Here is a 26,356-nt window from a genome sequence, read left to right as displayed (position 1 = left end):
TCATGGTTGACGACAACGAACTCAACAGGCTGCGCGACATCGCAGCACCGGCACCGGGCACCGACGCGAAGGCGCGTGCCTTCGAGGCCGCCATGCGGGCTTACGACCTGGACGAAAAAACGTCACCTGCCGCCCAAGGATCGGCGAAAGGGCTTCGTCTCACAGAGCGAGCACAAAAGCTCTGGAGCGAAATCATGCAAAAGAAACTCCTCGCCACCCCGGCCATTGCCGGGCTCATCGTCCTGCCGATCGCCGGATACGTCACCATCTATATGCTGCAGGAGCAGCCGTTCCATTCCGGTGGGGACGAGAAGATCAGTGAAACGCTGGCCGATAAACCAGTGGCTAAAGGCCCGGCAACGGTGAGGCCGCTCACCGTAGCCGAGGCCGACAAGCGGAAGAAAGCCGATGCCGACGTCGAAAGCCGCGACGCAGCCGAGGCGCTTGCGCCGGCATCGCCGCCGAAGCCCGAATCGAACGCGATGGGTGGCCTGGTGCAGCAGGATATGGTGGCTCGCAATGCGCCCGAGCCCTCGCCTCGCGAGGCGCTGGCTGGCGGTTCAAGTACCGCGGCTCCTGCAGCCGATGGCGCCGCGCGGGTTGGCCGTGTGACCGGTACTGTGGCCCAATCCAAGTTGATGGCTCAGCCTTCGACCGCCCCGGCCGACCAGATGCTGCCGCAGGAGCAAAACCGCGACCGCGTCGAGGATTTCAAGAGCAATCCGGTGCGTGCCGCGCTCGAAGACCCGGTGTCGACCTTTTCGATCGACGTCGACACTGCCTCCTATTCCTTCGTGCGGCGTTCGCTCAGGGATGGTGTTGTGCCGCAGGCCGACACGGTCCGCGTCGAGGAGATGATCAACTACTTCCCCTATGACTGGAAAGGTCCGGACGTTGCCTCGACGCCGTTCAACTCGACCGTCAGCGTCATGCCGACGCCGTGGAACGAGCACACCAGGCTGATGCATGTCGCCATCAAAGGTTTCGACGCGAAGCCGGCCGAGCAGCCCAAGGCCAATCTGGTCTTCCTGATCGACGTGTCGGGCTCGATGAACGAGCAGGATAAGTTGCCGCTCTTGCAGTCCGCCTTCCGGCTTCTGGTCAACAAATTGAAGCCCGACGACACGGTTTCGATCGTCACCTATGCGGGCGATGCCGGCACTGTCCTGGAGCCGACGAAGGTTTCGGAGAAGGACAAGATTCTCAATGCCATCGACACGTTGGCGCCCGGCGGCAGCACTGCCGGCGAGGCGGGTATCAAGGAAGCCTACAGGCTGGCGCAGAAATCCTTTGTCAACGACGGGATCAATCGCGTGATGCTGGCCACGGACGGCGACTTCAATGTCGGCCAGACCGACGACGACGATCTGAAGCGATTGATCGAAAAGAAGCGTAAGACCGGCGTGTTCCTGTCGGTGTTCGGTTTCGGTCGCGGCAATCTGAACGATCAGATGATGCAGACCATCGCCCAGAACGGCAACGGCACCGCCGCCTATATCGACACTTTGGCCGAGGCGGAGAAGGTGCTGGTCGAGGATGCGTCTTCGACGCTGTTCACCATCGCCAAGGACGTGAAGATCCAAGTCGAGTTCAACCCGCAAAAAGTCTCGGAATACCGGCTGATCGGCTACGAGACCCGCGCCTTGAACCGCGAGGATTTCAACAACGACCGCGTCGATGCCGGCGAGATCGGCTCCGGCCATTCGGTCACTGCGATCTACGAGATCACGCCGAAAGGCAACGGCGGCGAGCAAATCGATCCGCTGCGCTACGGCCAGGCTGCAGTGAACAATGGCGGCGTCGCCAATGCCGACGAATATGCGTTCGTGAAGATCCGCTACAAGTTGCCGAATGAGGGTGCCTCGAAGCTGATCACCACGCCGGTCACATCGGCCAATGAAGTGGCTGATTTCGACCAGGCCAGCACCGACCAGCGTTTCTCCGTTGCCGTCGCGGCCTTCGGCCAGAAGCTGCGCGACGAGGATGCGACCGCGAAGTTCGGCTACGACAAGATCCTGGAGATTGCCACTGCCGCCCGGGGAGCCGACCCGTTTGGGTACCGGTCCGAGTTCCTCTCGCTGGTGCGCCTTGCCTCGGCGCTCGGCGGTAACCGGTAATGGTGATGACGGCCGGTTTCCTCAGATGGAATCGTCCTGATACGGGAAACCGACACACGGGCGGGTGAGACAGGCCGGCAAGGAAAACCTTGCCGGCCTTTTTCAACATTTGTCAGGCGCGGCTACGCCGGCGCTCGCGGCGGGCTTCGCTGGTCTCGACGGTGTTGACTGTGGCTTGCTTGTTGCGCATCGGGCCGATGCGCTCGACGATTTTCTCAACGGTCGGGCGATCCGACCTGGTGTGCGCGTCGAGTGCCTTGCGCATGGCGGCGAGGTGGGCGAACGAGGTGCCGCAGCAACCGCCGACGATTTTGGCGCCGGCATCGACGGCCAGCCTGACATAGTCGGCCATCAGTTCGGGCGTGCCGGAATAATGGATTTCTGCGCCGCGAAATTCCGGAATGCCACAATTGCCCTTGACGATCACCGTCGCCTCCGGCTTCGCCTCGGTCATGTCGAGCAGCGAAGCGAGGATGTCGGAGGCGCCGACGCCGCAATTGGCGCCGACACCGAGCGGCGCCTGCGGCAGCCCATCGGCGACGCCATGGATGTCCTTCGGCAACAGCCCCATCATGGTGCGGCCGGCGGTGTCGAAGGAGCCGGTATAGGTATAGGGCAGGCCGACGCGGATCGCGGCTTCGGCTGCGGCGCGGATCTCGTCCGGCGCCGACATGGTCTCGATCCAGGCGACTTCGGCGCCGCCGGCCTTCAGGCCCTCGATCTGTTCGGCAAAGGCCTCGACCGCCTCGTCATAGGTCATCGCGCCGAGCGGCACCAGCAACTCGCCGGTCGGGCCGACCGAGCCCGCCACGATGACCTTGCGGCCTGCTTTATCGGCGACAGCGCGGGCGATCTCGGCGGCGCGCTTGTTCAGCGCATGCACGCGGTCCTGCGCATGGTGCAGCTTCAGCCGGTGGCGGGTGCCGCCGAAGGAGTTGGTGAGAATGATGTCGGCGCCGGCATCGACGAAGTTCTGGTGCAGACTGGTGATGGTGTCGGGAGCCGTCTCGTTCAGCAACTCTGGAGCCTCGCCAGCCTCGAGCCCCATGGCGAACAGATTGGTACCGGTGGCGCCATCGGCAAGCAGAACGCCCTTTTCGGCAAGCAGCGCGTCAATTGGATTGGTCATTGGAAATACGCCTTCCGGGAATTCTTTGTCGAGATAAGGATATAAAGAAATCTTTATATGGCGTCAATGTCGGCGTGGTAAACAAGCCGTTAAAATCGCATTTCCGCCAGCCTTTGCGTGAAGCTGGCCGCCTCATGTGCGTTGATGTCGGCGGCGCGGATCAGATTGTCGAAATGGCTGGTCAGCGTGCGGACCGGCTGGGTCGCGTTCAGCACCAGATACATGTCGCCGACATAGATGGCGGCGCGATAAGGCCCAAAGATAGTGTAGGGGATCGAGTAGCGCATCCGGCCGTCATAGAGAAACAGGCGGAAGGTGGGATAAAGGTCGTCGAGCAGCGTCGCCATGTGAAGAAGCTGCTGGTGGCGGTCGGCCTCAGGGAAACGGTCCCAGACGCCCAGTCCGCGCGCAAAGATCTCCAGCGTGTGGCGCGGCATGCAGACTTCCATGTCGGTTTCCGGCCGCCGGTTGTAGTCGATGCGGTACTGCGTCTCACCGGCCTGCGCCTCGCGGCTCTTGTTGGCAATACCAGCCTCGTAGTCGACAAGCGCCTCGGTGCGCAGAAGATCGGGAATGCCGGCGGGCACGTAACGGATCTTCGTGCCCGCAGCCTCGGCATGCCATTTGGCCAGCAGCGTGCGGTCGAAGCCGTCGGGCGCTTCCTCGATCTCCAGGCTCTCGCGGATTTCGCCGGTGACGCCTTCGTCCTGGCTGAGGCCGAGCAGCCAGTCGAGCGACACCTTGAATTCGGCGGCGATGTTGAGCAGCGTTTCGGCGCGGGGAAGGCGTGTCGAGGCGCCGGACAGCAGCTGCGAAAGCGCCGAGCGATCGATGCCCACCGCCGTCGCGAAGGCGGACTGGTTCAAGTCGGATCGTGTCAGGAGCATTTTCAGGCGCTCCCGAAAGATCGTCGACAGGTCGCGTTTGTCCATATCGTCATTCCGGCCATTGGGAGGAAAAAATTCCGCCGAGTTCGCCAAAGTGGCACCTCAGGCGTAAATGAATCCGCCAGCTCGTTTACAATAAATAACATATGCGACTTAAAATGCGCAATCGCAACATTTTGTGCGCTTTGTCGCGTTGCAGCATGTCAACGCTCCTGACACAATACTGTCAGGAATCAAAAACGGTTCCGGCGACTGGAAGGGCAGTGGTCGATCCATGACGAGCATGAATAACAGACGACGCAATGCACCGGCCATCGAATGGCCGACCGTGTTTCTCGCGTTCTTCTGTTACGGCACATGGCTCGCAGCCGGCCTGTTCCTGTGGCCGTCCTATCCGTTGCTGGCGCTCGTCGTTCTGGCCTTGATGGCTGCGCTGCAATCCTCGCTGGCGCACGAAGTCCTGCACGGCCATCCGACCCGCAATGCGCAGCTCAACGAAGCTATCGTCTTCCTGCCGATCGGCCTCGTCTGGCCGTTCCGCCGGTTCAAGACCATTCATCTGCGCCACCATGCCGACGAACGGTTGACCGATCCGCTTGACGATCCTGAAAGCTACTACAAGGCGCTGTGGCACCATGACGAATTGCCGCCGGCGATGAAGTTCCTGCTGAAAATCAACAACACCATGATCGGCCGCCTTATTCTCGGCCCGTGGCTGTCGTGCACCGGCTTCTTCATCGACGATGCCAAGCAGATGCTTGCCGGCGACAAGGTGATCCGCAAGGCATGGCTGCTGCACGCCATCGGCCTCGCCGTGGTGCTGCCGGTCGTGCAGTTCGGCTTCGGCATCCCGCTGTGGCTCTACGTGCTAGTGCCGGTGTGGCTCGGCCAGTCGCTGATCTCGATCCGTACCTTCGCCGAGCATCAATGGTCGGAGCATCCGGAAGGCCGAACGGTGATTGTCGAGCGTTCGCCGCTGTCGTTGCTGTTCCTCAACAACAATCTGCATTTCGTGCATCACAAGAGCCCGACGGTGGCTTGGTACCGGCTGCCGAAGTTGTTTCGCGAGCGCCGTGACGAGTGGCTACGAATGAACAATGGCTACGCCTATCCAAACTATTTCGCGCTGCTCAAGGCTTATGCGTTCAAGGCGAAGGAGCCGATCGTCCACCCGGTGCTGCGGCGCACGCCGGAACCGGGCCGGGCGTTCAAGCCGCGCGTCAGGGCGCGCAGCCTCAATGGGCTTGGCAGTGCGCCGGTGCCCGCCGAGCCGCCGAAAGAATGAATTTTGCGGCATCGCCGGCGGCGATGCCCAGGTGCGCGTCAATGGTCTCGTCAGTTTCTCAGCGTAGCGACCAAAATCCCGGCACGAGCGATTTCGTTGCCGCCTTGCCGATGTATGACTGGCCCGAAATGCGGAGCGAGGTCGATGCCCAATGGGCACGGCTGCGTGATGCCTTCCGGCAAAGAGGCATCGACGCGCCGCAGACCATCGCTCGCGTCAATGCCGATCTGTGGCCTGTAGACGGCGGCATCCGTGACGCCGCCGGAAAGGTGATCGCGCCCGATCCGGCGACGCTGCCGCCGGACGAGCTGGATTTTCACGGGCTTTGGCTGCATCCGGCGCTGCTGTTCGCACAGACCTGCTGGGGGCCGATGGAACTCGGCCTGTCGGAGCATGTCCAGGTGGTCGGCCAGCCGAGCTACGACGCATACGAGGGCGGGCAGGGCGAACTCTATTCGAGCGCCATCGTGATGCGCGCGGACGGCTCGCCGTCTGTTCGAGCACCTGATGACGGCAGCCCTCTTGTTTCTCTCGACCTGCTGCGCAACATGCGCTTCACCTTCAACCACTCCGATTCGATGTCGGGCTTCGTCGGGCTGACGCGTGACCTGGAGGCGCTGGGCGAAAGCCTGAACATCTTCTCTGAGCGCAGCGAAAGCGGTGGCCACCGCGCCTCGATCGTCGCCATTGCCGAGGGCAAGGCCGATGTCGCGGCCATCGACTGCCAGAGCTGGGCGCTGGCGCGGCGCTTCGAGCCTGCGGCACAGAAGGTAGCGGCCGTTGGCTGGACAAGGCGGCGCAAGGGCCTGCCGTTCATCACTGCCAGAGCGACACCGGAAAAGATCGTGGTGGCGCTGCGTGAGGCAGTCGCGGCGATCGCATAAAAACAGTCAGCCGCCGAGCAGCCGCTCGTCGAGCGGATAGGTCGAAAGCTGCTCGTTGCCGGTTTCGGTGATCAGGATCTGCTCCTCGATCTTGACGCCCTCGCGTCCGCCAAGCCGGCCGATATAGCTTTCGACGCAAAGCACCATGCCTGACACGAGCACGCCGTCGGGCGTGTCTTCAGTCCAGTCGATCGCATGCGGCAGCGTCGGGTATTCGTCGGCCAGGCCGACGCCGTGATAGAGCACGCCGTAGCGCGCCGGGAAGCAATCTCCGGGCGGCACCGCCGAGCGTTCGACAAGGTCGCGGAAGGATATGCCCGGCTGCATCAGGCGGATGTTGTGGGCGATCTGGTCGGCGGCGATGCGAAACAGGTCGCGTTGCTCGTTGGACGGCTCGGTGTCGCCGCAGAGCCAGGTGCGCGACAGGTCGGCGCAGAAACCGTAGGGGCCGATCAGGTCGGTATCGAAAGCGACGAGATCGCCGGCTTCGATCGTTCGCGACGAGCATTCCTGGAACCAGGGATTGGTGCGCGGGCCGGACGTCAGGAGCCGGGTTTCGACCCATTCGCCGCCACGCGCGATGTTGCCGCGGTGGAGTTCGGCCCACAGTTCGTTTTCGGAAATGCCTGGCCTCAATGCTGCTTCCATCTCGCCCATTGCCGCCTGGCAAGCGACGATCGACCGGCGCATGGCCAGGATTTCGTCGGGCGATTTGATCAGACGTGCATTTTCCATCAGCGCTTCGCCATTGCCGATCGAGATGCCGAGGCGGGCGAGCTCTTCGACGCCCTCGGGATTGATGTGATCGACGGCGATGCGGCTGATACCGCCGCCATGCTCCCTCACCAGATCGGCAATGCCGGCCGCCCAGCGGCGGACCTTTTGCTCGGTCAGTTCGCCGCTGTAGAGATACATCCACGACACTGCCGGCCGCACCTCGTCGACCACGCCGGAGTGGTCGGAAAGGTGCTCGCAGGAAAAATAGTCGAACAGCACCACCGGGCCTTCGGTGGCAACGAAACAATGCCTTGTCGGATTGTGCGCGACCCAGAGCTGCATATTGGTCGAGTCGGTCGCGTAGCGGATATTGATCGGATCGTAGAACAGGGCCCCCGCATAGTCGCGGCGCTTCAGCTCGGCGCGGATGCGGTCGAGCCGGTACTGACGCATGGCGGGCAGGTCGGGGGCGGCAATGCCGGCGGCGTGCCACTCGGCTTCCGCCAGTGCGCCGTAGCCCAGCACATGCTGGTTGAGCTCAGCGGCCTTCCGCCGCGACTTCAGGCGCAACGCATCGATGGAGCCTGCTTCGTCCGGCTCGAACGGCATGATCCTGCGGTGACGAGGAGGCCGATCAGTCGGGTTCCTGTCCACCCTCGGCTCCTTTGCTAACGCCTTCCTCGGGCGCTGTGGCTTTTTCCGCAGCCGCTCTCTTCAATCTTATATACGCGCCGGGCCGGGCAGACTTGTCGGTGCTAGGCAATAGCGGAACCATGATTTGCCTTGGTTGGCCGTCCGGCTCATGGCCGGCTTTTTTGAGCTGATCCAGAATGACCGGCCGCGGATCGTCGTGGTCGAGCCAGACGAGTACGGCCGGCTCTTGCACCAGCCTGTCGAAATTCGGCACTTCCTGGTTAAGCGCGACCAATTTTTCGTCGACCAGCCGCAGATTTCCGACCCATGCACCGTCGGATATTGCGGTTTTCACCGGCCCGTCAGCAGTCAGCTGGCGATACAGGGCCGGGTAATCCACCCGGATCATCCGCGAGAGACCACTGGTCCCGTTTATCTGGAAGTACCAAGTGGCGGGCGCGAGCAGAACGGCGATGATCGCTCCGGCCGCGATCACCAGGAGCTGGGCGTCCCTGCCGCGTGGTGAGAGCCGTTCCATGTAGGCGGCCGTCGCCAGTGGCAAGATGACCAGGACCGGCACCAGCCAACGGGCCTTGACCTCCGTCACGCCGGTGGCCACCACAAGTATCGCCAGCATGGCCAAGCCGAGCGCCAAGGTACGCCACAAGAGAACTTCCCTGGCCGGAGCCTTGGGGGGACGCTCAGAGAAACGGAACCCCACCAGCGCGAAAGCCAGCGCGGAAACGAGCGCCGGCAAGACAGCGAAATTGAAGGTCCCCATGATAAACTTGCCGGCGCCGATGGCCGTGGCCGTCATGCGCCCCTGCTGTAGGTCTATTCCGAACTTCTCGCCTCTCGCCAGCAAATCGGCAGGATGCATGAGGCTCCAATATGTGGTTGGCGCCAGCACCAATATCGCTACCGCAACGCTGATTGCGAATTTCGGATCGAGGATCGCGCCGCGCAACTCGCGCAGCGACAACACCGCCGCAACAAGCGCTACCACCAGGAATACGTCGTTGTATTTGGCAAGAATTGCCGCAGCCGTTGCCAAGCCAAACATCGCATAGGCGATCACGCTTCGCCGCTCGATCAGATTAGCCATCGCGAGCAGCAGCAGCGCGCAGAAGGCGACAACGGCGACCGAATGCGACAAGGCGCGCTGTGATTCCCAGGCGATTTGCGGGATTGTGAAAAGTCCCAGCATGGCCGCCGCTGCCGTCGCTTTCGTGTAGCCGAACTGCCGCATGGCGGCGAACACACTGCAGGCGGCGAGGAACAGCACGGAGTATTTGACGAGCTTCAGCGTGAAAATACTGGTGCCGAAAATTTGCGCGGCCAGCCAGTTGATCCAAGTGTAGAGAGGTGGTTGCGAGCCGCCATATCCAGCCCAAAGATAGGGAAGATAAATCAGTTGCTCCGCGTCATCGACGCCGACGCCAGTTCCTGCCCAAGTGGCCAGAACGGACAATATGATGGTTTGCAAGGCCAAGTAAGCGGCGACCATGACAATCGCCGCCGGGAAGGGGCCGATTCTGCTCTCGGCAAGCCATTCGTCCCATTTCATCGAATACTTCAACGAGTTCTCATCGCCCGTGCCAGTTGCTGCCGGCTCCGCTAGCATGAAGACCATGCCCCGCACAATGTGGCAGCCCTGATCGCTGCCGGAGCGGCGGGCAGGCAAGTCGAATCGCACCGTCGCTCTCTCTTTTGTTCTAGCATCGGATTTCCCAAATCGGTCCCACCCCCGGGTCAAGCGCGAGGGCTGGCCTTTGGGTCCGGTGCTCTAGGTCCGCATCTTCTCGCCGCTCGGGTCGAAGGGCGGCTCGACATTGATGCGGGCTGGCCGCCGGTGTCCGAGGATTTCGATCTCGAACAGTCCGGCGCTCTCGTTCTCGGCCAAGGCGACCGGCACATAGCCTTGCGCCATCGATTTCCGGACGTAATGCGCATAGCCGCCGGAGGTGATCCAGCCAACCACGCGCCAGTCGCCGTCGACAATTCCGCGCACGGCCGAGGCGCCTTCCGCGGCCATGGAGCCGCGCACTTCCTTGCCTGATATATCGAAGCGCGGCGCGCCATAGCCATGCGGCTTTTCCACCGTGCCAAAATCCTTGCCGCCGACCTTGGCCCAGATTGGCTCGTCGCCCATCACGTCAGCATCCGCGGCATCTACGATGAACGAGACACGGCGCAGTTTCGGCCCTTCTGCCTGTTCCTTGGCCGCCGCTTCGCGTCCGATGAAATCGTTCTTCTCGAGCTTGATAAAGCGATCCATTGCTCCTTCGAACGGCCCGTAGATCGGGCGCAGCTCGCGAAACCAGGTCGGAAAATTCTTTTCCAGGCGCATCGAGAGCAAGGCGCGCATGCCGAAATCGACGAGGCCAAACTCTGCACCGGCATCCTTGATCGCCTTATAGACAAGGCGCTGGTAGGCCGGCGCCATCCAGATCTCGTAGCCGAGATCGCCGGTATAGGTGATGCGATTGACCATGCAGGGCGCGCCGCCGACCGCCATCTCGCGGAAATCCATGAAGCGGAAAGCCTTGGTCGAGACATCCACGTCAACAAGCTTCTGCAGCAGGTCGCGCGATCTCGGCCCGGCGATCGAGAGGCCGACAAGCGTCTGGTCGAAGCGGTGGATGCGGACGCTACCATCCCTCGGCAGGTGCTTCTCGAACCAGCGCATGTGATACTTCTGCGCCGCCGACGAGCTCCAGATCATGAAGCGCTCTTCACCAGCCTTGGCGATGGTGAAGTCGCCGATCAGCCTGCCGAACTCGTTCAGCATCGGGGTCAGCACGATGCGGCCGATCTTCGGCATGCGGTTGGTCATCAGCCGGTTGAGGAAATCTTCCGATCCCGGCCCGGACACTTCGTATTTGGCGAAGTTGGCGATCTCGGTGACGCCGACCTTCTCGCGGGTGGTGCGCACTTCCTCGCCGATCGGCCCGAAATCGTTGGAACGGTGGAACGAAACGATATCCTTCGGCTCCGTGCCTTTCGGCGCGAACCAGAGCGGGGTTTCGAGGCCCCACGAGTCGCCCATTACGGCATTGTTGGCCAGCATCGTGTCGTAGAGCGGCGTCGTCTGCGCCGGTCTGGCGGCCGGCAATTCCTCGTTGGGAAAGCGGATGGAAAAGCGGCGCGAATAGTTTTCGCGCACCTTGGCATTGGTGTAGCGCAGCGTCGCCCATTCGCCGAAGCGGGCGACGTCCATGCCCCAAACGTCGAAGCCGGGATCGCCATGGACCATCCAGTTCGACAATGCCAGCCCGACGCCGCCGCCCTGCGAGAAACCGGCCATGACGGCGCAGGCGCACCAGAAATTGGTCAGGCCCTGCACCGGGCCAACCAGCGGATTGCCGTCGAGCGCGAAGGTGAAGGGACCGTTGATGATCTGCTTGATGCCGGCCTTCTCGATGCCGGGAAAATGCTTGAAGCCGATCTCCAGCGACGGCGCGATGCGGTCGATGTCGGGCTGCAGCAATTCGTGGCCGAAATCCCACGGCGTGTTGACCGGAGACCACGGCTTGCAGGCTTTTTCATAGGTGCCGAGCAGGATGCCGTTGCGTTCCTGGCGGGTGTAGATCTCGCCCTTGAAGTCCATAACGCCGATCATTTCGCGGCCGGTCGACTTGTTGAATTCTTCGACCTCCGGCATCGGCTCGGTCAAAAGGTACATATGCTCCATGGCAAGCAGCGGCAGCTCGACCCCGACCATGCGGCCGATCTCGCGCGCCCACAGGCCGCCGCAGTTGACGACGTGGTCAGCCTTGACCGTGCCTTGTTCGGTAACGACGTTCCAGGTGCCGTCGACCTCCTGCGTCAGCTCGACGACGCGGTTGCGCAGCACGATCTCGGCGCCGATCTTCCTGGCGGCCTTGGCGTAGGCGTGGGTGGTGCCGGAAGGGTCGAGATGGCCTTCGACCGGATCCCACATGGCGCCGACGAAATTCGTCTCGTCCATCAGCGGGAACATCGCCTTGGCCTCGGACGGCGTGATCAGCTCGGTATCCATGCCGAGATAGCGGCCCTTGGCGTGGGCAAGGCGCAAAAAATCCATGCGCTCGGGTGTGTCGGCCATCATCACGCCGCCCGTCAGGTGCAGCGAACACGACTGGCCGGAAAGCTCTTCGATCTCCTTGTAGAGCTGCACCGTATAGGCCTGCAGTTTGGCCACGTTGGGATCGCCGTTGAGCGTATGGAAGCCGCCCGCCGCATGCCAGGACGAGCCGGAGGTGAGCTCCGAACGCTCGATCAGCACGATGTCGGTCCAGCCGGCCTTGGCCAGATGGTAGAGCACCGAGCAGCCGACGACGCCGCCGCCGATGACAACCGCTTTTGCATGAGATTTCATGAAGATAGTTCCGTTTTTGAAGAGATTGAATCGAGTGAGCGGGGCCTGAAAACAAAGCGGAGAAGGGCGCCGGCTGGAATAATCTCACGCCCTTCCTCTACCCCGTCGAACGGAGGAAAGGTGTCGAGCGAAGCTCGACGGAGTGGGGGTCGACTGTTCATCAAACCAATACAGATGGTCAAAAATCGGTCGGCGCGCCGCCTTCGGACCGGCGTTTGTCGACGAAGGCGTTGATCTCCTCGCGGATAGCCGGGTCCATGTAGGGCTCTTCATAAGTAGCCAGCCGCTCCTTCCACACCCGGTTGGCTTTTTCGATAGCCGTCGGCGATCCGGCTTCCGCCCAGGTCTCGAAATTGCGCCAGTCGGAGATGATAGGCGAATAGAAAGCGGTCTTGTAGCGGTCCTGGGTATGCTGGGTGCCGAAGAAGTGGCCGCCCGGACCGACGGACTGGATGGCGTCGAAGCCGAGGGCCTCCTCGGAGAGGTCGAGCGGGGTCAGGAACTCGGCCACCATCTGCAGCAGATCGATGTCCAGGATGGTCTTCTCGTAGGAGCAGCGCAGGCCGCCTTCCAGCCAGCCGGCCGCATGCATCATCAGATTGCCGCCGCCCTGGATGGCGCCCCACAGCGAGAACACGCTTTCATAGGCCGCCTGCGCGTCGACCGTGTTGGCGGCGCAGGTGTTGGAGGTGCGGTAGGGGATGTTGTAGCGGCGGGCGAGTTGGCCGCCGACCAATTGCGCCTTCATGTATTCCGGCGTGCCGAAGGCCGGCGCGCCGGACTTCATGTCGACGTTGGAGGTGAAGCCGCCATAGCCGACTGGCGCGCCCTTGCGCACCATCTGGGCGAAGGCAATGCCGGACAGCGCTTCGGCATTCTGCTGCACCAGCGCGCCGGCGATGGTCACCGGCGCCATGGCGCCCGACAGGGTGAACGGCGTCACGATGACGACCTGGCCCTTGCTCGACATCTGGATGATACCTTCCATCATCGGCACGTCGAGCTTGAGCGGCGAATTGGTGTTGATGATGGTGAACACCGACGGCTCTTCAAGAAGCTGTTCGTCGCTGATGCCGCGCGCGATCCTGGTGATCTCGATGCCGTCGACATTGCGCTCCTTGCCGAGCGAATAGATGTGGAACACCTTGTCGGTGAGCACGCTCAGATCGCGGATGCATTCGAGGTGGCGGACGGACGGATGGATATCGATCGGCTCGACCGGATAACCGCCCGTGCAATTGAGGATGTTGTGCATCTGCGCAAGCTTGAGGAAGTTGCGGTAGTCCTGCTGGTTGCCCGGCCGGCGGCCGCGATCGATGTCGGAACAATTGGGCGCCGACGCCATCATCGAGATGATCAGGTTGTCGCCGCCGAAGCGGACATTGTGCGCCGGATTACGAGCATGGATGATGAATTCCGACGGGCAGTGGGAAACCAGCTCGAGGATCATGTCGCTGTCGAAGCGCACCCGCTCGCTGCCTTCGCGGACATCCGCGCCATGCGCCTTCATGATGCGCCTTGCCTCGTCGTGCAGCACGTCGACGCCGATTTCCCTAAGAACACGCAGCGAGGCGAGATGGATCGATTCCAACTCGTCGTCGGAAACCAGCCTGGTTGGGGTCAGCGGGATTTTCAGCTGACGGAAAGGCGGCTGCTCGAACGCCGCCGATCCGCCGGCGCGCTTTCCCGCGCGGCCGCCGCGACGGGCGCGGTCGTTTGCCAATGCCGGTTCGGCGGGATGAAGGGCGGCGGTCATGATAGTCCTCGTACGCTGCGACAGTGCGGCGGCATAATGGACCGCCGGCCGTCCCGCCATTGCGGAGGCGGCGACCACTAGGACGAGGGAAGCGACATGGACGTTCGCCAGCCGGACGCACCAGGGCGAAACCAGGTCTGTGTCCGAACTGTGAAACATGTCACGTTGCGATCACGTCATATTGAGTAAGTACATTGAATAAAACCGTGCTGAGGGAGACTATTTTCGTGTCGGATGTTGTCAGCGTGCGTGCAGCGACCAACAACGAAGTCGCCTTCATTGCCTGGGATATTGACGGAATGATCGACGGCTGTCTCGGCTTCGAAATCGTCCGCATCTATCCCGGCACCGGCGAGGAACGCTGTCTGGCGTCCTGGGTGCCTTTCAAAGGGCAACGGAACAGGGATTGGATTCCGCAGGATACCGGCGTCTGGCCGGTGCAGAAGACGTTCTGGCGCGATCTTACGGTGCGGCGGCGCCGCGACAGCCTCGAAATCAGGCCGGATGGCGAAATGGTCGCCTACCGGGTGCGTCCGGTCGGCGACATGCGCCCCGGCCTCGATCCGGTGCCGGTGCGCCCCGAGAAAGCCTATACCGGAGCGGCTCGGCCGCTCGGCTATCTCGGACAAGGTGCCGTCAGCCCGACCATCTTCCTGGGATCGATGTTCGGCAAGGCGAGGCTCGCCTTCACCAACGGCGTGCTCTCGACGCAATGGTTGTCGCGCGCCCTGGAAGATGCCGGCATCAAAGTCGGGCAGCGCGATAAGATCAGGGCCGAGCTTCAGCGTCCCGGCAGCAAGATGCGCGCCTATCTTCACGGCGAGGTTCCGGATGTGCTCACCAGCCTGATGAAACGGGCCAAGGCCGAGGGCGGCACCGTCAGGCTTGCCCTCTATGAACTTGGCGATGACGAGTTGTGCGACGCTATCATCGACGCCAAGGATCTCGTTGACGTCATTCTTTCGAATTCGGGCAGGGATGAACAAACGAAGGCGTGGGACGCGGGCAACGCGCCCTTCAGAAAGCGGCTGCGGGACGCCGGCGTCGTGCTGACCGATCGTCTGTTCAACAACAACCATATCGGCCACAACAAGTTTGCCGTCTACCGCGACGCCCAGGGCAACCCGCAAGCGGTGATGACTGGCAGCACCAATTGGACGTCGACGGGCATTTGCGGACAGTCCAACAACGCCTTCATCCGCGACGACCCTGCCATGGCCAAAGTGTTCGATGCCTATTGGGAGCGGATGAAGGCCGACGTGTTCCCGCCGCCGGCGAGCGATAGCGCCGCCGGACGTGTGGCGCAGAAGCAAGGCAAGCCGTTTCGCCTGAAGAATCGCACACCGAACCATGTCAATGGGACCACGATCTGGTTCTCGCCAAACGATCCCGACCGCAGCAAAAAGGACATCTCGGTGCGGCCTGTCGATCTCGAAGACGTTTTCGCACGGATCAAGGCGGCGAAGGAGGCGGTGCTCTTTCTCGTGTTCAATCCTTCGCGGCTTGGCAACAATTCGGTCGTCGATCAGGCGGTCGCGGCGGCGACGGCGAATCCAAAACTGATCGTGCAAGGCGCAATCAGCGATCACACCGCCATGCCCAACTATGTTGCCCCGACCAGGGATCCAGTCACCAACAGATCGAACAAGGACGGCAAATCGCCATTTGTCTTTCCGGAGAAGGTCTGGGAGGCGCCGAACGTCTCCATCGTCAGGGCGGCCAACCTGACGGGGACCTCCGTTGCGCGGGATTTCCAGGCGGAAGTGTTGACCGTCGGCCATGCGATCGTGCACGACAAGATCGTCATCATCGATCCGATGGCCGACAACGCGACCGTCATCGCCGGCAGCCACAACCTTGGCTACAAGGCGTCCTATGAAAACGACGAGAACGTGGTGATTGTAGAAGGCGACAAGACGTTCGCTGCGGCCTTTGCGGTGCATATGCTCGACGTGTTCGACCACTACAAGTTCCGCGCCTGGCGCAGAACGATTGGAGAAGGACCGTCGGACAATGATGGGCTCTCCATCGACGACAAGTGGCTGAAGCCTTACGCGGAGGGCAGGAAGGGGGCGATTGCCCGGTATTTTCCGTAGTGGTCTGAATGGCGCCGGGGACTCTTGAACAAGTCATGCTCTGGCTGGCGCAAGCGGTTCTTGCCGCCGGTGCTTCCCGGCACGGCGCCGAAACGCTAATCGTGCAGGTTCTTATTGGTGCGGATCATGGACCTGGCGGAACAGAACAGCGGCGAGACGATGCAGTGGGCGGCGATCACCGGCGTGATCGCCACCGTTTCGGTGTTCGCCATCGCGCAAGGGCTGAGCTATCCGCTGCTGAGCTTCATCCTGCAGCGCCAGGGCGTCTCGCCGGCCATGATCGGCCTTTCGGCGGCAATGACGCCGGTCGGCTTTATCGTCTCGTCGCCGCTCATCCCGGCGCTGGCGCGCCGGTTCGGGGCAGGGCGCACGGCGCTCACCTGCGCAGCGCTTTCCGCGATCATGCTGGCGCTGATCGGCTGGACGCAAAATGTCTATCTCTGGTTTCCGCTGCGCTTCCTGATCGGCGTGGTGACCAATCCACTCTATGTGCTGAGCGAGATCTGGGTGATCGCGCTGGCGCCACCCTTGCGCCGCGGCCGCGTGATGGGGATCTATTCCACGGTCATTTCGGCTGGCTTCGCCGCCGGCCCGCTGTGCCTGCTTGCCGTCGGCACCGAAGGATGGCCGCCGTTTCTCGTCGGCATCGCCGCATTCGTTTTTTGCGGCGCCTGCCTGGCGCTGGTGCTGCGACGGCTGCCGAAGGTCGATGAGGCCGGGCACCGGGTTTCGGTCATGGGGTTCATGCCGATGGCATGGCTGCTGCTGTCGGCGGTCGTCGTGGCCGCCGGTTTCGAACAGGCGGTGCTGGCGCTGCTGCCGGTCTACGGAGCGCATTATGGCATCGCGGAAACCCGCATGTCGGCGCTGCTGTCGATGATGATCGCCGGCAACATCGCCATGCAGGTGCCGCTCGGCCTGCTGGCGGAACGGCTGACGGCGCGTCTGGTCCGATTTATCTGTGTATCGCTAACGCTGCTCGGATGCGTGCTGCTGCCGGTTCTCATCGAGACGCCGCTGATCTGGCCATGCGTCTTTATCTGGGGTGCAGTCTCCTACGGCATCTACACGATGTCGATCATCGAGCTTGGCGAGCGGTTCACCGGCTCGGCGCTGGTCGCCGGCAATGCCGCCTTCTCGCTGATGTGGGGCGTCGGCGGCATCGCCGTGCCGCCGCTGGCGGGCGGCGCCATGGATATTCTCGGTGCGGACGGCCTGCCGATCACGCTTGGCGCGATTTGCCTGGCGTTGGCGGTTGCCACGGTTTTGCGTCGGCGGACGGCGTGAGGCATCTATCGGCGCAGTGCAGTCGCTTAATTGCCCTGCCGTCTGAAAACAGCCCAGAGGTCACAGTCGGCATGATGTTCTTCGGGGTGCATTTCATGCAGCAAATCCCGAATTTCGGCCGCGCGATCAAAGTCATCTATCAGCCCGACACTGGAAAGTTCTGCATTTGCAAACACGTCGGGGAATCCGCCGCAATTGGTCAATGCGCTGATGCTGACGTCCTTGTCCAGCAACTCGTAGCCCATGAAGGCAAACCCGTCCCAATCAAGCGAGCGCACATCGACCGTTGGCCTCCGGATCACGCCAAGGATGTTGAGGTTGCCCGTATCGGCCAGTTCCGAAAGAAGGAAATCCAGGTCCAAGAAGAAATTGAGCATATTGTCTTCTTGAACAATATGCGGCCAGTGGCTCTCCTTGGTCTCTGGGAGCGCGAACGGGCACAGCATTCCGTCGAGCGTGACGACCTCGGTCAACTGGCTGAGGCCTGACCACTCGATGTAGTTCCTCCATTCGGTACCATCGGAAGGGCCAAATCTCTCAGTCGCGATGTAGAGACGTTGCATGAAGTTTCCCTTGCCGTCCGCACTGAAGGCTTGGCTATCGCAACTGCGGAGATCCGTCGATTTTACGTGTTCCAATTGAATGTTGATAGCGCCATGCCGATGTTTGCGGCACCGAACTTGACCAATTTATCGGAGACCATTTGACGATGTCGAACACAAAGACGCAGCCGAATTCGGCGGACGAAGATCCCTTTCTCTGGCTGGAGGACAGGACAGGCAAGCAAGCGCTCGACTGGGTTCACCGTCAGAACGAGGCTACAACAGGTGAATTGCAGGGCGATCCGTCCTACCAGGCCTACTTCCAAACCGCACTCGACCTGATGACCGCCGAAGACAACATTGCGGTCGGCTCCGCGCTCAACGGCCACGTCTATAATTTCTGGCAGGACAAGACCAATGTGCTCGGCCTCTGGCGGCGCACGACGGTCGCTTCCTACAAGACCGAGAAGCCGGATTGGGAGACGATCATCGACTTCGACAGTCTGTCCGCGAAAGAGGGCGTGAAATGGGTGTTCAGCGGCGCCAGCCGGCTTTACCCCGACTTCAGCCGCTGCCTGCTCAGCCTGTCGCCGGACGGCGGCGACGCCAGTGAGATGCGCGAATTCGACATCGACACCAAGTCCTTTGTCGAGGGCGGCTTTCGCGCGCCCGCCTCGAAGTCGGGCTTCAACTGGCTGGACAAGGACACGGTCATCGTCTCGGCTGCCTTCGAAGAGGACGAAAAAACCCAGTCCGGTTATCCGCGCGTGGTCAAGCTGTGGCAGCGCGGCACCAGGCTGGAGGATGCGACGCCGATCTTCGAGGCGCAGAAGCAGGATCTCGCTGCCGGCGGTTCCCTCGAATTCGACGGCGACAAGCGGCATCTGTTCCTGACCCGGACGCTCGATTTCTTTGCCTCGCACAGCTTTCTGCGTCTGTCTTCCGGCGAAAACAGGCGCATCCCGCTGCCGGACGACGTCACCGACACGATGCTGTTCAGGAATCAGCTCGTCTTCGGGGTGCGCAGCCCGTGGACGGCGCCGGACGGCACGCTGTGCCGACCCGACGGCCTCTATTCACTGGATTTCGCGCGCTGGATCGAAACCAATGCGCTGGGACCTGTCGAAACCGTGCTCGAACCGGCGGATCGTGTTTCGATCGCCGGCGTCGCCCGCACGCAAGACCGGTTGTTCATCAATCTGATGGACAATGTGCGCGGCAAGGTCGTCGCCTGCGATCGCAGCGGCAGCGGCTGGTCACTGGAGCCGGTAGCCTTACCTGAAAACGGCAATGTCGGCATCAGCCACGCCGAGCGTTTCGGCTCCAGCGTCTCCTTCTCCTTCACCGATTTCCTGACGCCGAGCTCGATCATCTGGTCGGACGACAATGCTGCGACGCTTGCGACGGTGAAGGCGCAGCCGGCACGTTTCGACGCGTCGTCCCTTGTCTCGGAACAGTTCGAGGCACGCTCGAAAGACGGCACAGAGATCCCTTACTTCGTCGTCAGGCGGCGCGATCAGAACGGGCCGGTGCCGACGCTGCTTTACGGCTATGGTGGCTTCGAAGTGCCGCTGCTGCCAGGCTATGCCGGCGTGCGCGGTCGGCTGTGGCTGGAAAAAGGCAATGCCTATGTGCAGGCCAATATCCGCGGCGGCGGCGAGTTCGGCCCGAACTGGCACCAGGCCGCGCTCAAGGCCAATCGCCAGAATGCCTTCGACGATTTTATAGCGGTCGCGCAAGACCTGGTGAAACGCGGCATCGCCACGCCGGCCACGCTCGGCATCCAGGGCGGCTCGAATGGCGGCCTGCTGACCGGCGTTTCGCTGACCCAGCATCCGGAGCTTTTCGGTGCGGTGATCATCGACGTGCCGCTGCTCGACATGCTGCGCTATACCGAGCTGCCGCCTGGGGCATCCTGGATAGCCGAGTATGGCGATCCAGCGAAGCCTGAAGAGGCCGAGTGGCTTGCCGCTTACTCGCCTTATCAGCATGTCGAGGCCGATGCTGCCTATCCGCCTGTGCTGCTGACCACCTCGACCGCCGACGACCGGGTCCATCCCGGCCATGCGCGCAAGATGGCCGGGCGGCTGCAGGCTGTCGGCCACACGAAGACGCTATTCTTCGAAGAGACCGAGGGCGGCCATGGCGGGCGCGGCGATCGCCGGCCGCAAGCGGCACAGGCGGCGATGAAGTATGTCTTCCTACAACGGACGCTGAACGGAACGGCTTGAACTGAACGGCTTGAACTGATCGCATCAGACCGCCTAAGGTGAAGCCCATGGCTCGGGTGAGGACATGTTGCGCATTTGGGGTGGCGGTGACGCCGTCGCCGCGCACGCTTCGCGCCGAGCTTTTGCGGCTTTGCGCCCGCATCGGCTATTCGCCGCCCGCCTTCCTCTGACGAATCCGCCCCCGCTGCAATTGCTGGATTGATCTGCAATTGCCGGATTGGTTCAAGAGGAAAGATCGGACATGACCTATCAGAATTATTCGCTGAAGCAGCTTCAGCAGATCGATGCTGCGCATCACCTTCATCCGTTTACCGACCACAAGGAGATGCGAGAGGCCGGCTCACGCATCATCACCCGCGCCAACGGTCCGTTCATCTACGATTCCGAAGGGACGGAAATCCTCGACGGCATGGCCGGGCTGTGGTGCGTCAACATCGGTTACGGCCGCGATGAGCTGGCCGACGCGGCTTACGCCCAGATGAAGGAACTGCCTTACTACAACTCCTTCTTCAAATGCTCGACCCCGACGCCGGTGCTGCTGGCCAAAAAGCTGGCGGAACTGGCGCCGAGGCACGTCAACCAGGTGTTCTTCGGCTCGTCCGGTTCGGAGGCCAACGACACGGCGCTGCGCCTTGTCCGCCACTATTGGGCATTGGAAGACAAGCCGGAGAAGAACCGCATCATCTCGCGCAAGACAGCCTATCATGGCTCGACTATCGCCGGTGCGTCGCTGGGCGGCATGGAGCCGATGCACAAGCAGCTCAACGGCGCGGTTCCCAACATCGTCCATGTGATGATGCCTTATGCCTACGAGCTGGCTCTGCCCGGCGAAAGCGACCATGATTTCGGCCTGCGCGCGGCCAAGGCCGTCGAGGACGCCATCCTCGAAGCCGGCGCCGACAAGGTCGCCGCGTTCATCGGCGAGCCGGTGATGGGGGCAGGCGGCGTGAAGATTCCGCCGATGAGCTATTGGCCGGAAGTGCAGCGCATCTGCCGCAAATACGATGTCCTCCTGATGCTGGACGAGGTCATCACCGGCTATGGCCGCACCGGCGAATGGTTCGCGGCTCAGACCTTCGATATCGAGCCCGATACGATCACCACCGCCAAGGCGCTGACCTCCGGTTATCAGCCGCTGTCGGCATTGCTGGTCGGCGACCGCATCGCCGCGACGCTGGTCGAGAAGGGCGGCGAGTTCAATCACGGCTATACTTATGCCGGCCACCCCGTGGCCTGCGCCGTGGCGCTGAAAAACCTCGAGATCATCGAGCGGGAAGGTTTGGTCGATCGGGTCAAGAACGACACCGGACCCTATTTCGCCAAGGCGCTGCAGGAGCACATCGGCGGTCACGATCTGGTCGGCGAGGTGCGCTCGATCGGGCTGATGGGGGCGATCGAGATCGTTAGGAACAAGGCGACCAAGGAGCGCTTCCTGCCGGCCGGGAGTGCGGCAGTGCTTGTCCGCGATCACGCAATTGTCCAAGGCATGATGCTGCGCGCCACCGGCGACACGATGATCCTGTCGCCGCCGTTGATCTGGACGCGTGAGACGATCGACATGGCCTGCGGCCGTATCGCCAAGGCGCTTGATCTGGCGCAAGCGGATTTGCGCAAGCAATAAGACAGAACGATCGCCGGGCGTCCAACCGGACGTCCGGCGTTTGAATGCCGCATTCTGCCGGTCTACATCGACTGGTGCCGGCGGGGCGTGTCTCGTCGACTTCAACAAGTGATCCGAAGGGCCGATAGACCGCGCTACTTACTCGTTGGTTGTGGACTTGGGCATAACAATCTGAATGGGACGGGTGCCGATCGGCGCTCCGGTCGAACGGTCGATGCTAATCGGGTCGATTTCGGATCCTGTCTCTGCGTCAAAGAACCGGGTGAAATTGCCTCCACCGCGGTGCTTGCCTCCCCAAGCGACGAGTGAGAACAGCACTGGAAGCAGATCCTGACCAGCCTGCGTCAACACGTATTCATCGCGCGGCGGCCGCTCGGAGTATCGCCGTTTCTCCAGCAGCCCTTCCTCCGTCAGGGCTGCCAACCGGCTGGTCAGCATAGTCGGGGCTATACCGAGGCTCTTGCGGAATTCGTCGAAACGACTGAGCCCGGCATGCGCATCGCGCATGATCAGCATGCTCCATGCATCCCCTACCAAGGCAAGACTGCGAGCGATCAGACAGGGTTGGTTCGAAAGATCCTTCATGTTGATATCTTTGTGATAGTAACTTACTCCTAAAATGATAGTATCTGATCGCTCGTCGACGTTCCATCAAAAAATGAATGCGAAGGCCGGCGGCGGCCAGCAAACAGGCACGTCGACGCACTTCCTCCGCCGCTTTGTCCCGCAAATGCCTTCGATTAGAGCCTTCGAAAACAAATGAAGTTGCCAGCCTGACAAGACGCAACCGGCGGATTTACTTTTTTGTCTCGGGCAGCGCCGCTTTGCTCAACGTCGTGCTGCGCTTCGGTGCGGCGCGCCGGCGCCCCATAAATCGCACAAGCAAGTTCCGTCTTCTCTTGCGCTGGACAAGATCGATATCGCTGACAAGCTTTGCGCCGTCCTCGCGCCGCTCCAATGTGATCTTGCGGCTATGAAAGGCTTCCAGCTCGGTGCGATGCGCCACGCTTATGATGGTGACCTTCGGCAATTCGTGAACGATCATCTCCATCATCTTGTCCTGGCTCTTTTCATCGAGTGCTGACGTTGCTTCATCCAGCACGATGATATCGGGGCTGTGCAGCAGAAGACGCGCGAAGGCGAGCCGCTGCTTTTCGCCACCCGACAAGGTCTGGTCCCATGGCGCGTCGTCCTCGAGCTTGTCGTTCAGATAATCGAGTCCGACCTTGTCGAGGGCAGCCTTGATCTTGTCCAGCGTCCAGCGATCGGCGGCGCCTGGATAGGCGACTGCGCGGCGAAGCGTCCCGATGGGGACATAGGGCCGTTGCGGCAACATGAATAGCCGTCTGTCGGCGTGGATGTTGACGCTGCCGCCACCCCACGGCCACAGACCTGCGACGGCCCGCACCAGTGTACTCTTGCCTGAGCCGGATTCGCCGGCGACGAGCACCCGCTCGCCTTGTTCGATTACGACCTTGGTTTCCTTGACCACGGCGGTGCCGTCGTCGAGCGACACGGACAGATTGTTCAGGCTGAGCATCGCATCGCCTGCAGTTTCGCCGCGCTTTATGCGTCCCAGGGTGTTGCTCTGTTCCGCGCGCTCGAGCCCGTCGAGCGACATCATCAGCGAGGCGATGCGCCGTGCACAGGCGTTCCAATTGGCGAGACGGGGGTAGTTGTCGACCAGCCATCCGAACGCGCCCTGCACGATGGCAAAGGCAGAAGCAGCCTGCATTACCTGTCCAAGTGTCATGCTGCCTTCGAGAAACTTTGGAGCGCAAAGCAAAACCGGCACGACAGGCGCAAACAGACTCGCCCCCTGCGACACCAGCGCTGTGCGCATGTGCTGACCGGTAAGGAGCGCCCATTGCCTGAGCACATGGGCGAACGTCTTGTCGATGCCGCTACGCTCCTCCTCCTCGCCGCCGAGCAATGCGATACTCTCGCCGTTTTCCCGCACGCGCGTCAGCGTGTAGCGGAATTCGGCCTCCGCCTGATTTTTTTCCTCGGAGAGGTGGACGAAACGGCGGCCAATGACCGCCATCGAGGTGGATGTGATCGCGGCATACAATACCGCGGTGATGACGAGAAAGCCGGGAATGGTCACGGTCGAACCTGCGATCGTCAGGGTCAGGGCCCCGCCGATCGTCCAGAGCACCACGATGAAGGTCGAGGCCGACAGAAACGCGTTGATGACACCGGCGATGAAGTCGACGGGGGATTCGGTGGCAATCCGCAAATCCTCCGTGATGCGGGCTTCGGGGTTCTGGTGGTCGCCGCCGACGAGATTCAACTGAAAGTAGCGGCCGCTTGCAAGCCAACGCGCGATGACCGCGTTGGTGAGCCAGGAACGCCAGCGGCGCTGAATCGTCATGCGAAGGAAGACCTGTGCAACGACAAGGCTTCCGCTTCCGAGCACGAGCGGCACAAAAACGGCGCTCAGGACATAGACGGTGCGAGCATTGCGTTGCTCAAGGGCGTCGAAAATTGCGCGATTCCAGACATTGATCCCATACTGGAAGCCGACATTGATGACGATCAGGAGCAATAACCCGATCGTGTACGGCCAAGCGAGCCTATCGCCTCCGCGGCCCCAGTAACCGCGCGCGCTGGTCCAGAAACGCCTCAGCAAGTATCTCTTGCGCGCCTGCTCGACCTCCTCAGGAGCCAGCTCCGGATCGGGTTCGATGAAATCCAGCGGCGGCGGCGCCGCGCCGACGATCTCAGACGCGACTTCGACAGTCGACTGCTTCTCCTGGCGCGACTTCTCGGCATCGCGTGATTTGGAGACCGATTTCGGCTTGAATTTAGCCCCGGACATACCGGCGATAACGGCTTAGAAATCAGAAGGTTTCATGAGGTCCGCTCAAGCCGCTTGATCTCCACGTCGGCGCGGATGTGGTCGGCGTCGTTCTTGGCGTCTTCCTTGATCTGCTGCCACTTCGTGATGCTGTCGATAGTCCTGTCGACTGGACTGACGAGCTTCGGGAGTCAGGTAATCTCAGATCGCTCACCGAACCCTCGCGCTGGGGAGCATTGGAGCTACCACCTGTGGGTCGACGTCGGTCAGGACCGCCGCCACGAGGCAGACGACCATCTGGAGACGCGCCAGGGCGATCGTCTCACTGTCCTTGAATAATGCGAAACGCAAAAACCGCGCTCCATCGGGAACGCGGCTTTGCCAGATACGCATGGCGCTTCGCTACCAGAACACTTGCGAAACTTACGGGCTCCGGTACGCGAGACCTGATCCGGAGCGCCGGGCGGATGCGATATGCCGCCTCGCATTCCGTTTTACAGGCACATCGTTACCGGGGGGTTATCGAGAGTTTAAGCAAATCTAAATTTGCGATGTTTCTCTTTGCCGGGAAATCGAAAAGCCCAGTCGAGTTCAAGGCTTAAAGCGCGGCGCGTCTGAAGGAACTCATGCGACGCGCTTTAAGTTCTTGTTTTTATCCCATGTCGTTGTCTCAAAATCGCTGCGCACGCTCGGGTCAAGCCCAGGGTCAAGCCCGAGGGCGAGCTTTTGGGCGACATGCATTAGGCCGGGGTACCGCGCAGGAAATTTATGATGCCGGAAAAATCGGCGCCGGCATGGCCCTGGGCATTGAACAACGCATAAAGCTGGGCGGCCTCGGCGCCCAGCGGCGTCACCGCACCGGCGCTTTGCGCGGCTTCCTGCGACAGTTTCAGGTCCTTCAGCATCAGTGCTGCGGCAAACCCCGGCCTGTAGCCATTGTTGGCCGGCGATGTCGGCACCGGTCCGGGCACCGGGCAGTAGGTGGTCAGTGACCAGCATTGGCCGGAGGATGTCGAGGCGACGTCGAATAGCGCCTGATGCGACAGGCCGAGCTTTTCGGCCAGAACGAAGGCTTCGGCGACACCGATCATCGAAATGCCTAATATCATGTTGTTGCAGATCTTTGCCGCCTGTCCGGCGCCGTCGTCGCCGCAATGGACGATACGGCCGGCCATCGGCTTGAGGATTGGCTCGGCTTTGGCGAAGGCTTCCTTCGAGCCTCCGGCCATGAAGGTCAACGTGCCGGCTGCGGCGCCGCCGGTGCCGCCGGAAACCGGCGCGTCGATCGACAGCAGCTTATGTTTGGCGGCAATGGCGTGGGCTTTTCGTGCCGATTCGACGTCGATGGTCGAGGAATCGATGAACAGCGCGCCTTTTTTCGCCTTGGGCGCGATGTCCTCGTGGACCGACAGGACATGTTTGCCGGCCGGCAGCATGGTGATGACCACATCGGCCTCCTTCACCGCGGCAACGGCATTGGCCATGACGACGACGCCATGGTCCCTGGCGATGACGAGATTTTCCGGCATCAGGTCGAAGCCGTGCACTGCATATCCCGCCTTGACGAGATTGGCGGCCATCGGGTTGCCCATGTTGCCGAGGCCGATGAAGGCGATGGTGGTCATAATGGCACTCCGTGGTTTGGGTAAGGCAGTAGGCAGTAGGCAGTAGCAGTAGGCAGCCTATTCGGGCGCGAGTTTGCTAATAAGTTGGCGAAGCATTTTTCCGATGCCCTCGGTCGCTAACAGGATCTGATAAGCTTGATCATGCCTAGCAAGGCCAATGCGTTCAGCGATCTGGAGGTGCGTCTCGAACTCCTTCAGCGACCCTTGGGCAATCCGGAGAAATTGCTGATAAGAGCCTCTGTTGTCTCGGCCATAATCTTCCGCGATGTTGGCAGGGATAGAGGTTGCTGAGCGGCGGATTTGGCTGGTCAACCCATACAATTCCTCTTTTGGCCATGCCTTGGTCAAGGAGTAGGTGGTGACGGCCAGATCCATCGCCTACTGCC

Annotated in this window: 19 protein-coding genes; 8 read left to right on the top strand and 11 right to left on the bottom strand. The window is 61.7% G+C overall.

Annotated elements, in window-relative coordinates; genetic code table 11:
* Positions 1–2 precede the first annotated feature (2 nt).
* Entirely contained in the window at positions 3–2,117 is a 2,115-nt protein-coding gene (locus tag AC0L14_RS05130) for a vWA domain-containing protein (protein ID WP_473748811.1), read from the top strand.
* 112 nt (positions 2,118–2,229) lie between these two features.
* On the opposite strand, the gene bmt is transcribed toward AC0L14_RS05130, so the two are convergent.
* Together bmt and AC0L14_RS05120 are read right to left on the bottom strand one after the other, a co-directional pair.
* On the bottom strand, positions 2,230–3,246 hold the full coding sequence (gene bmt / locus AC0L14_RS05125) for a betaine--homocysteine S-methyltransferase (protein WP_473486589.1): 1,017 nt from the start codon (positions 3,244–3,246) through the stop codon (positions 2,230–2,232).
* Between the two features lie 89 nt (positions 3,247–3,335).
* Entirely contained in the window at positions 3,336–4,178 is an 843-nt protein-coding gene (locus AC0L14_RS05120; protein WP_473486588.1) for a helix-turn-helix domain-containing protein, read from the bottom strand.
* Between the two features lie 238 nt (positions 4,179–4,416).
* Between AC0L14_RS05120 and AC0L14_RS05115 the strand changes: the two genes are divergently transcribed.
* Together AC0L14_RS05115 and AC0L14_RS05110 are read left to right on the top strand one after the other, a co-directional pair.
* A complete protein-coding gene (locus tag AC0L14_RS05115; RefSeq protein ID WP_473486587.1) occupies positions 4,417–5,418 on the top strand; it encodes a fatty acid desaturase in 1,002 nt (333 codons plus the stop codon).
* Positions 5,419–5,459: 41 nt separating this feature from the next.
* Positions 5,460–6,302, top strand: coding sequence for a phosphate/phosphite/phosphonate ABC transporter substrate-binding protein (locus AC0L14_RS05110; RefSeq protein ID WP_473529097.1), 843 nt, complete (start codon positions 5,460–5,462; stop codon positions 6,300–6,302).
* A 6-nt stretch (positions 6,303–6,308) separates the two neighbouring features.
* Here the strand turns inward: AC0L14_RS05110 and AC0L14_RS05105 are convergent, their stop codons facing one another.
* From AC0L14_RS05105 to AC0L14_RS05090, 4 genes are all read right to left on the bottom strand, one after another.
* Positions 6,309–7,628 (bottom strand): M24 family metallopeptidase, encoded by a 1,320-nt coding sequence (locus tag AC0L14_RS05105; protein WP_473748870.1) that lies wholly within the window; start codon positions 7,626–7,628, stop codon positions 6,309–6,311.
* A 25-nt stretch (positions 7,629–7,653) separates the two neighbouring features.
* Entirely contained in the window at positions 7,654–9,348 is a 1,695-nt protein-coding gene (locus AC0L14_RS05100) for an ArnT family glycosyltransferase (RefSeq protein WP_473748810.1), read from the bottom strand.
* Positions 9,349–9,438: 90 nt separating this feature from the next.
* On the bottom strand, positions 9,439–12,012 hold the full coding sequence (locus tag AC0L14_RS05095) for a GcvT family protein (RefSeq protein ID WP_473748809.1): 2,574 nt from the start codon (positions 12,010–12,012) through the stop codon (positions 9,439–9,441).
* A 178-nt stretch (positions 12,013–12,190) separates the two neighbouring features.
* Positions 12,191–13,768 (bottom strand): trimethylamine methyltransferase family protein, encoded by a 1,578-nt coding sequence (locus AC0L14_RS05090; protein WP_473748869.1) that lies wholly within the window; start codon positions 13,766–13,768, stop codon positions 12,191–12,193.
* A gap of 227 nt (positions 13,769–13,995) precedes the next feature.
* Here AC0L14_RS05090 and AC0L14_RS05085 point away from each other — a divergent pair, with 227 nt between their 5' ends.
* Positions 13,996–15,864 carry a phospholipase D-like domain-containing protein gene (locus AC0L14_RS05085; RefSeq protein WP_473748808.1) on the top strand — a complete coding sequence of 623 codons (1,869 nt, stop codon included), beginning with the start codon at positions 13,996–13,998 and terminating at the stop codon, positions 15,862–15,864.
* Between the two features lie 126 nt (positions 15,865–15,990).
* The gene (locus tag AC0L14_RS05080) at positions 15,991–17,151 is read left to right on the top strand and encodes an MFS transporter (RefSeq protein WP_473529093.1); all 1,161 of its coding nucleotides are present in this window, start codon (positions 15,991–15,993) and stop codon (positions 17,149–17,151) included.
* A gap of 26 nt (positions 17,152–17,177) precedes the next feature.
* Here the strand turns inward: AC0L14_RS05080 and AC0L14_RS05075 are convergent, their stop codons facing one another.
* Positions 17,178–17,714, bottom strand: a complete 537-nt coding sequence (locus AC0L14_RS05075) for a hypothetical protein (RefSeq protein WP_473486580.1) — start codon at positions 17,712–17,714, stop codon at positions 17,178–17,180.
* Positions 17,715–17,860: 146 nt separating this feature from the next.
* Here AC0L14_RS05075 and AC0L14_RS05070 point away from each other — a divergent pair, with 146 nt between their 5' ends.
* From AC0L14_RS05070 to AC0L14_RS05060, 3 genes are all read left to right on the top strand, one after another.
* Entirely contained in the window at positions 17,861–19,924 is a 2,064-nt protein-coding gene (locus AC0L14_RS05070) for a prolyl oligopeptidase family serine peptidase (RefSeq protein ID WP_473529092.1), read from the top strand.
* 47 nt (positions 19,925–19,971) lie between these two features.
* The gene (locus AC0L14_RS05065; RefSeq protein ID WP_095494560.1) at positions 19,972–20,094 is read left to right on the top strand and encodes a capsid protein; all 123 of its coding nucleotides are present in this window, start codon (positions 19,972–19,974) and stop codon (positions 20,092–20,094) included.
* A 71-nt stretch (positions 20,095–20,165) separates the two neighbouring features.
* A complete protein-coding gene (locus AC0L14_RS05060) occupies positions 20,166–21,545 on the top strand; it encodes an aspartate aminotransferase family protein (protein ID WP_473748807.1) in 1,380 nt (459 codons plus the stop codon).
* A gap of 138 nt (positions 21,546–21,683) precedes the next feature.
* Here the strand turns inward: AC0L14_RS05060 and AC0L14_RS05055 are convergent, their stop codons facing one another.
* The 4 genes from AC0L14_RS05055 to AC0L14_RS05040 form a co-directional block, all read right to left on the bottom strand.
* Positions 21,684–22,130, bottom strand: a complete 447-nt coding sequence (locus AC0L14_RS05055) for a winged helix-turn-helix transcriptional regulator (RefSeq protein WP_473748806.1) — start codon at positions 22,128–22,130, stop codon at positions 21,684–21,686.
* 211 nt (positions 22,131–22,341) lie between these two features.
* Positions 22,342–24,366 (bottom strand): ABC transporter ATP-binding protein/permease, encoded by a 2,025-nt coding sequence (locus AC0L14_RS05050; RefSeq protein ID WP_473748805.1) that lies wholly within the window; start codon positions 24,364–24,366, stop codon positions 22,342–22,344.
* A 719-nt stretch (positions 24,367–25,085) separates the two neighbouring features.
* Positions 25,086–25,970, bottom strand: coding sequence for a 3-hydroxyisobutyrate dehydrogenase (mmsB, locus tag AC0L14_RS05045; protein WP_473486574.1), 885 nt, complete (start codon positions 25,968–25,970; stop codon positions 25,086–25,088).
* Positions 25,971–26,027: 57 nt separating this feature from the next.
* Positions 26,028–26,345 (bottom strand): four helix bundle protein, encoded by a 318-nt coding sequence (locus tag AC0L14_RS05040; protein WP_473748804.1) that lies wholly within the window; start codon positions 26,343–26,345, stop codon positions 26,028–26,030.
* Positions 26,346–26,356: the final 11 nt, after the last annotated feature.

Source organism: Mesorhizobium sp. WSM4841, from assembly GCF_055811515.1.
The sequence above is the reverse complement of the archived record's forward strand: the minus strand, read 5'-3'. Positions and strand labels throughout refer to the sequence as shown.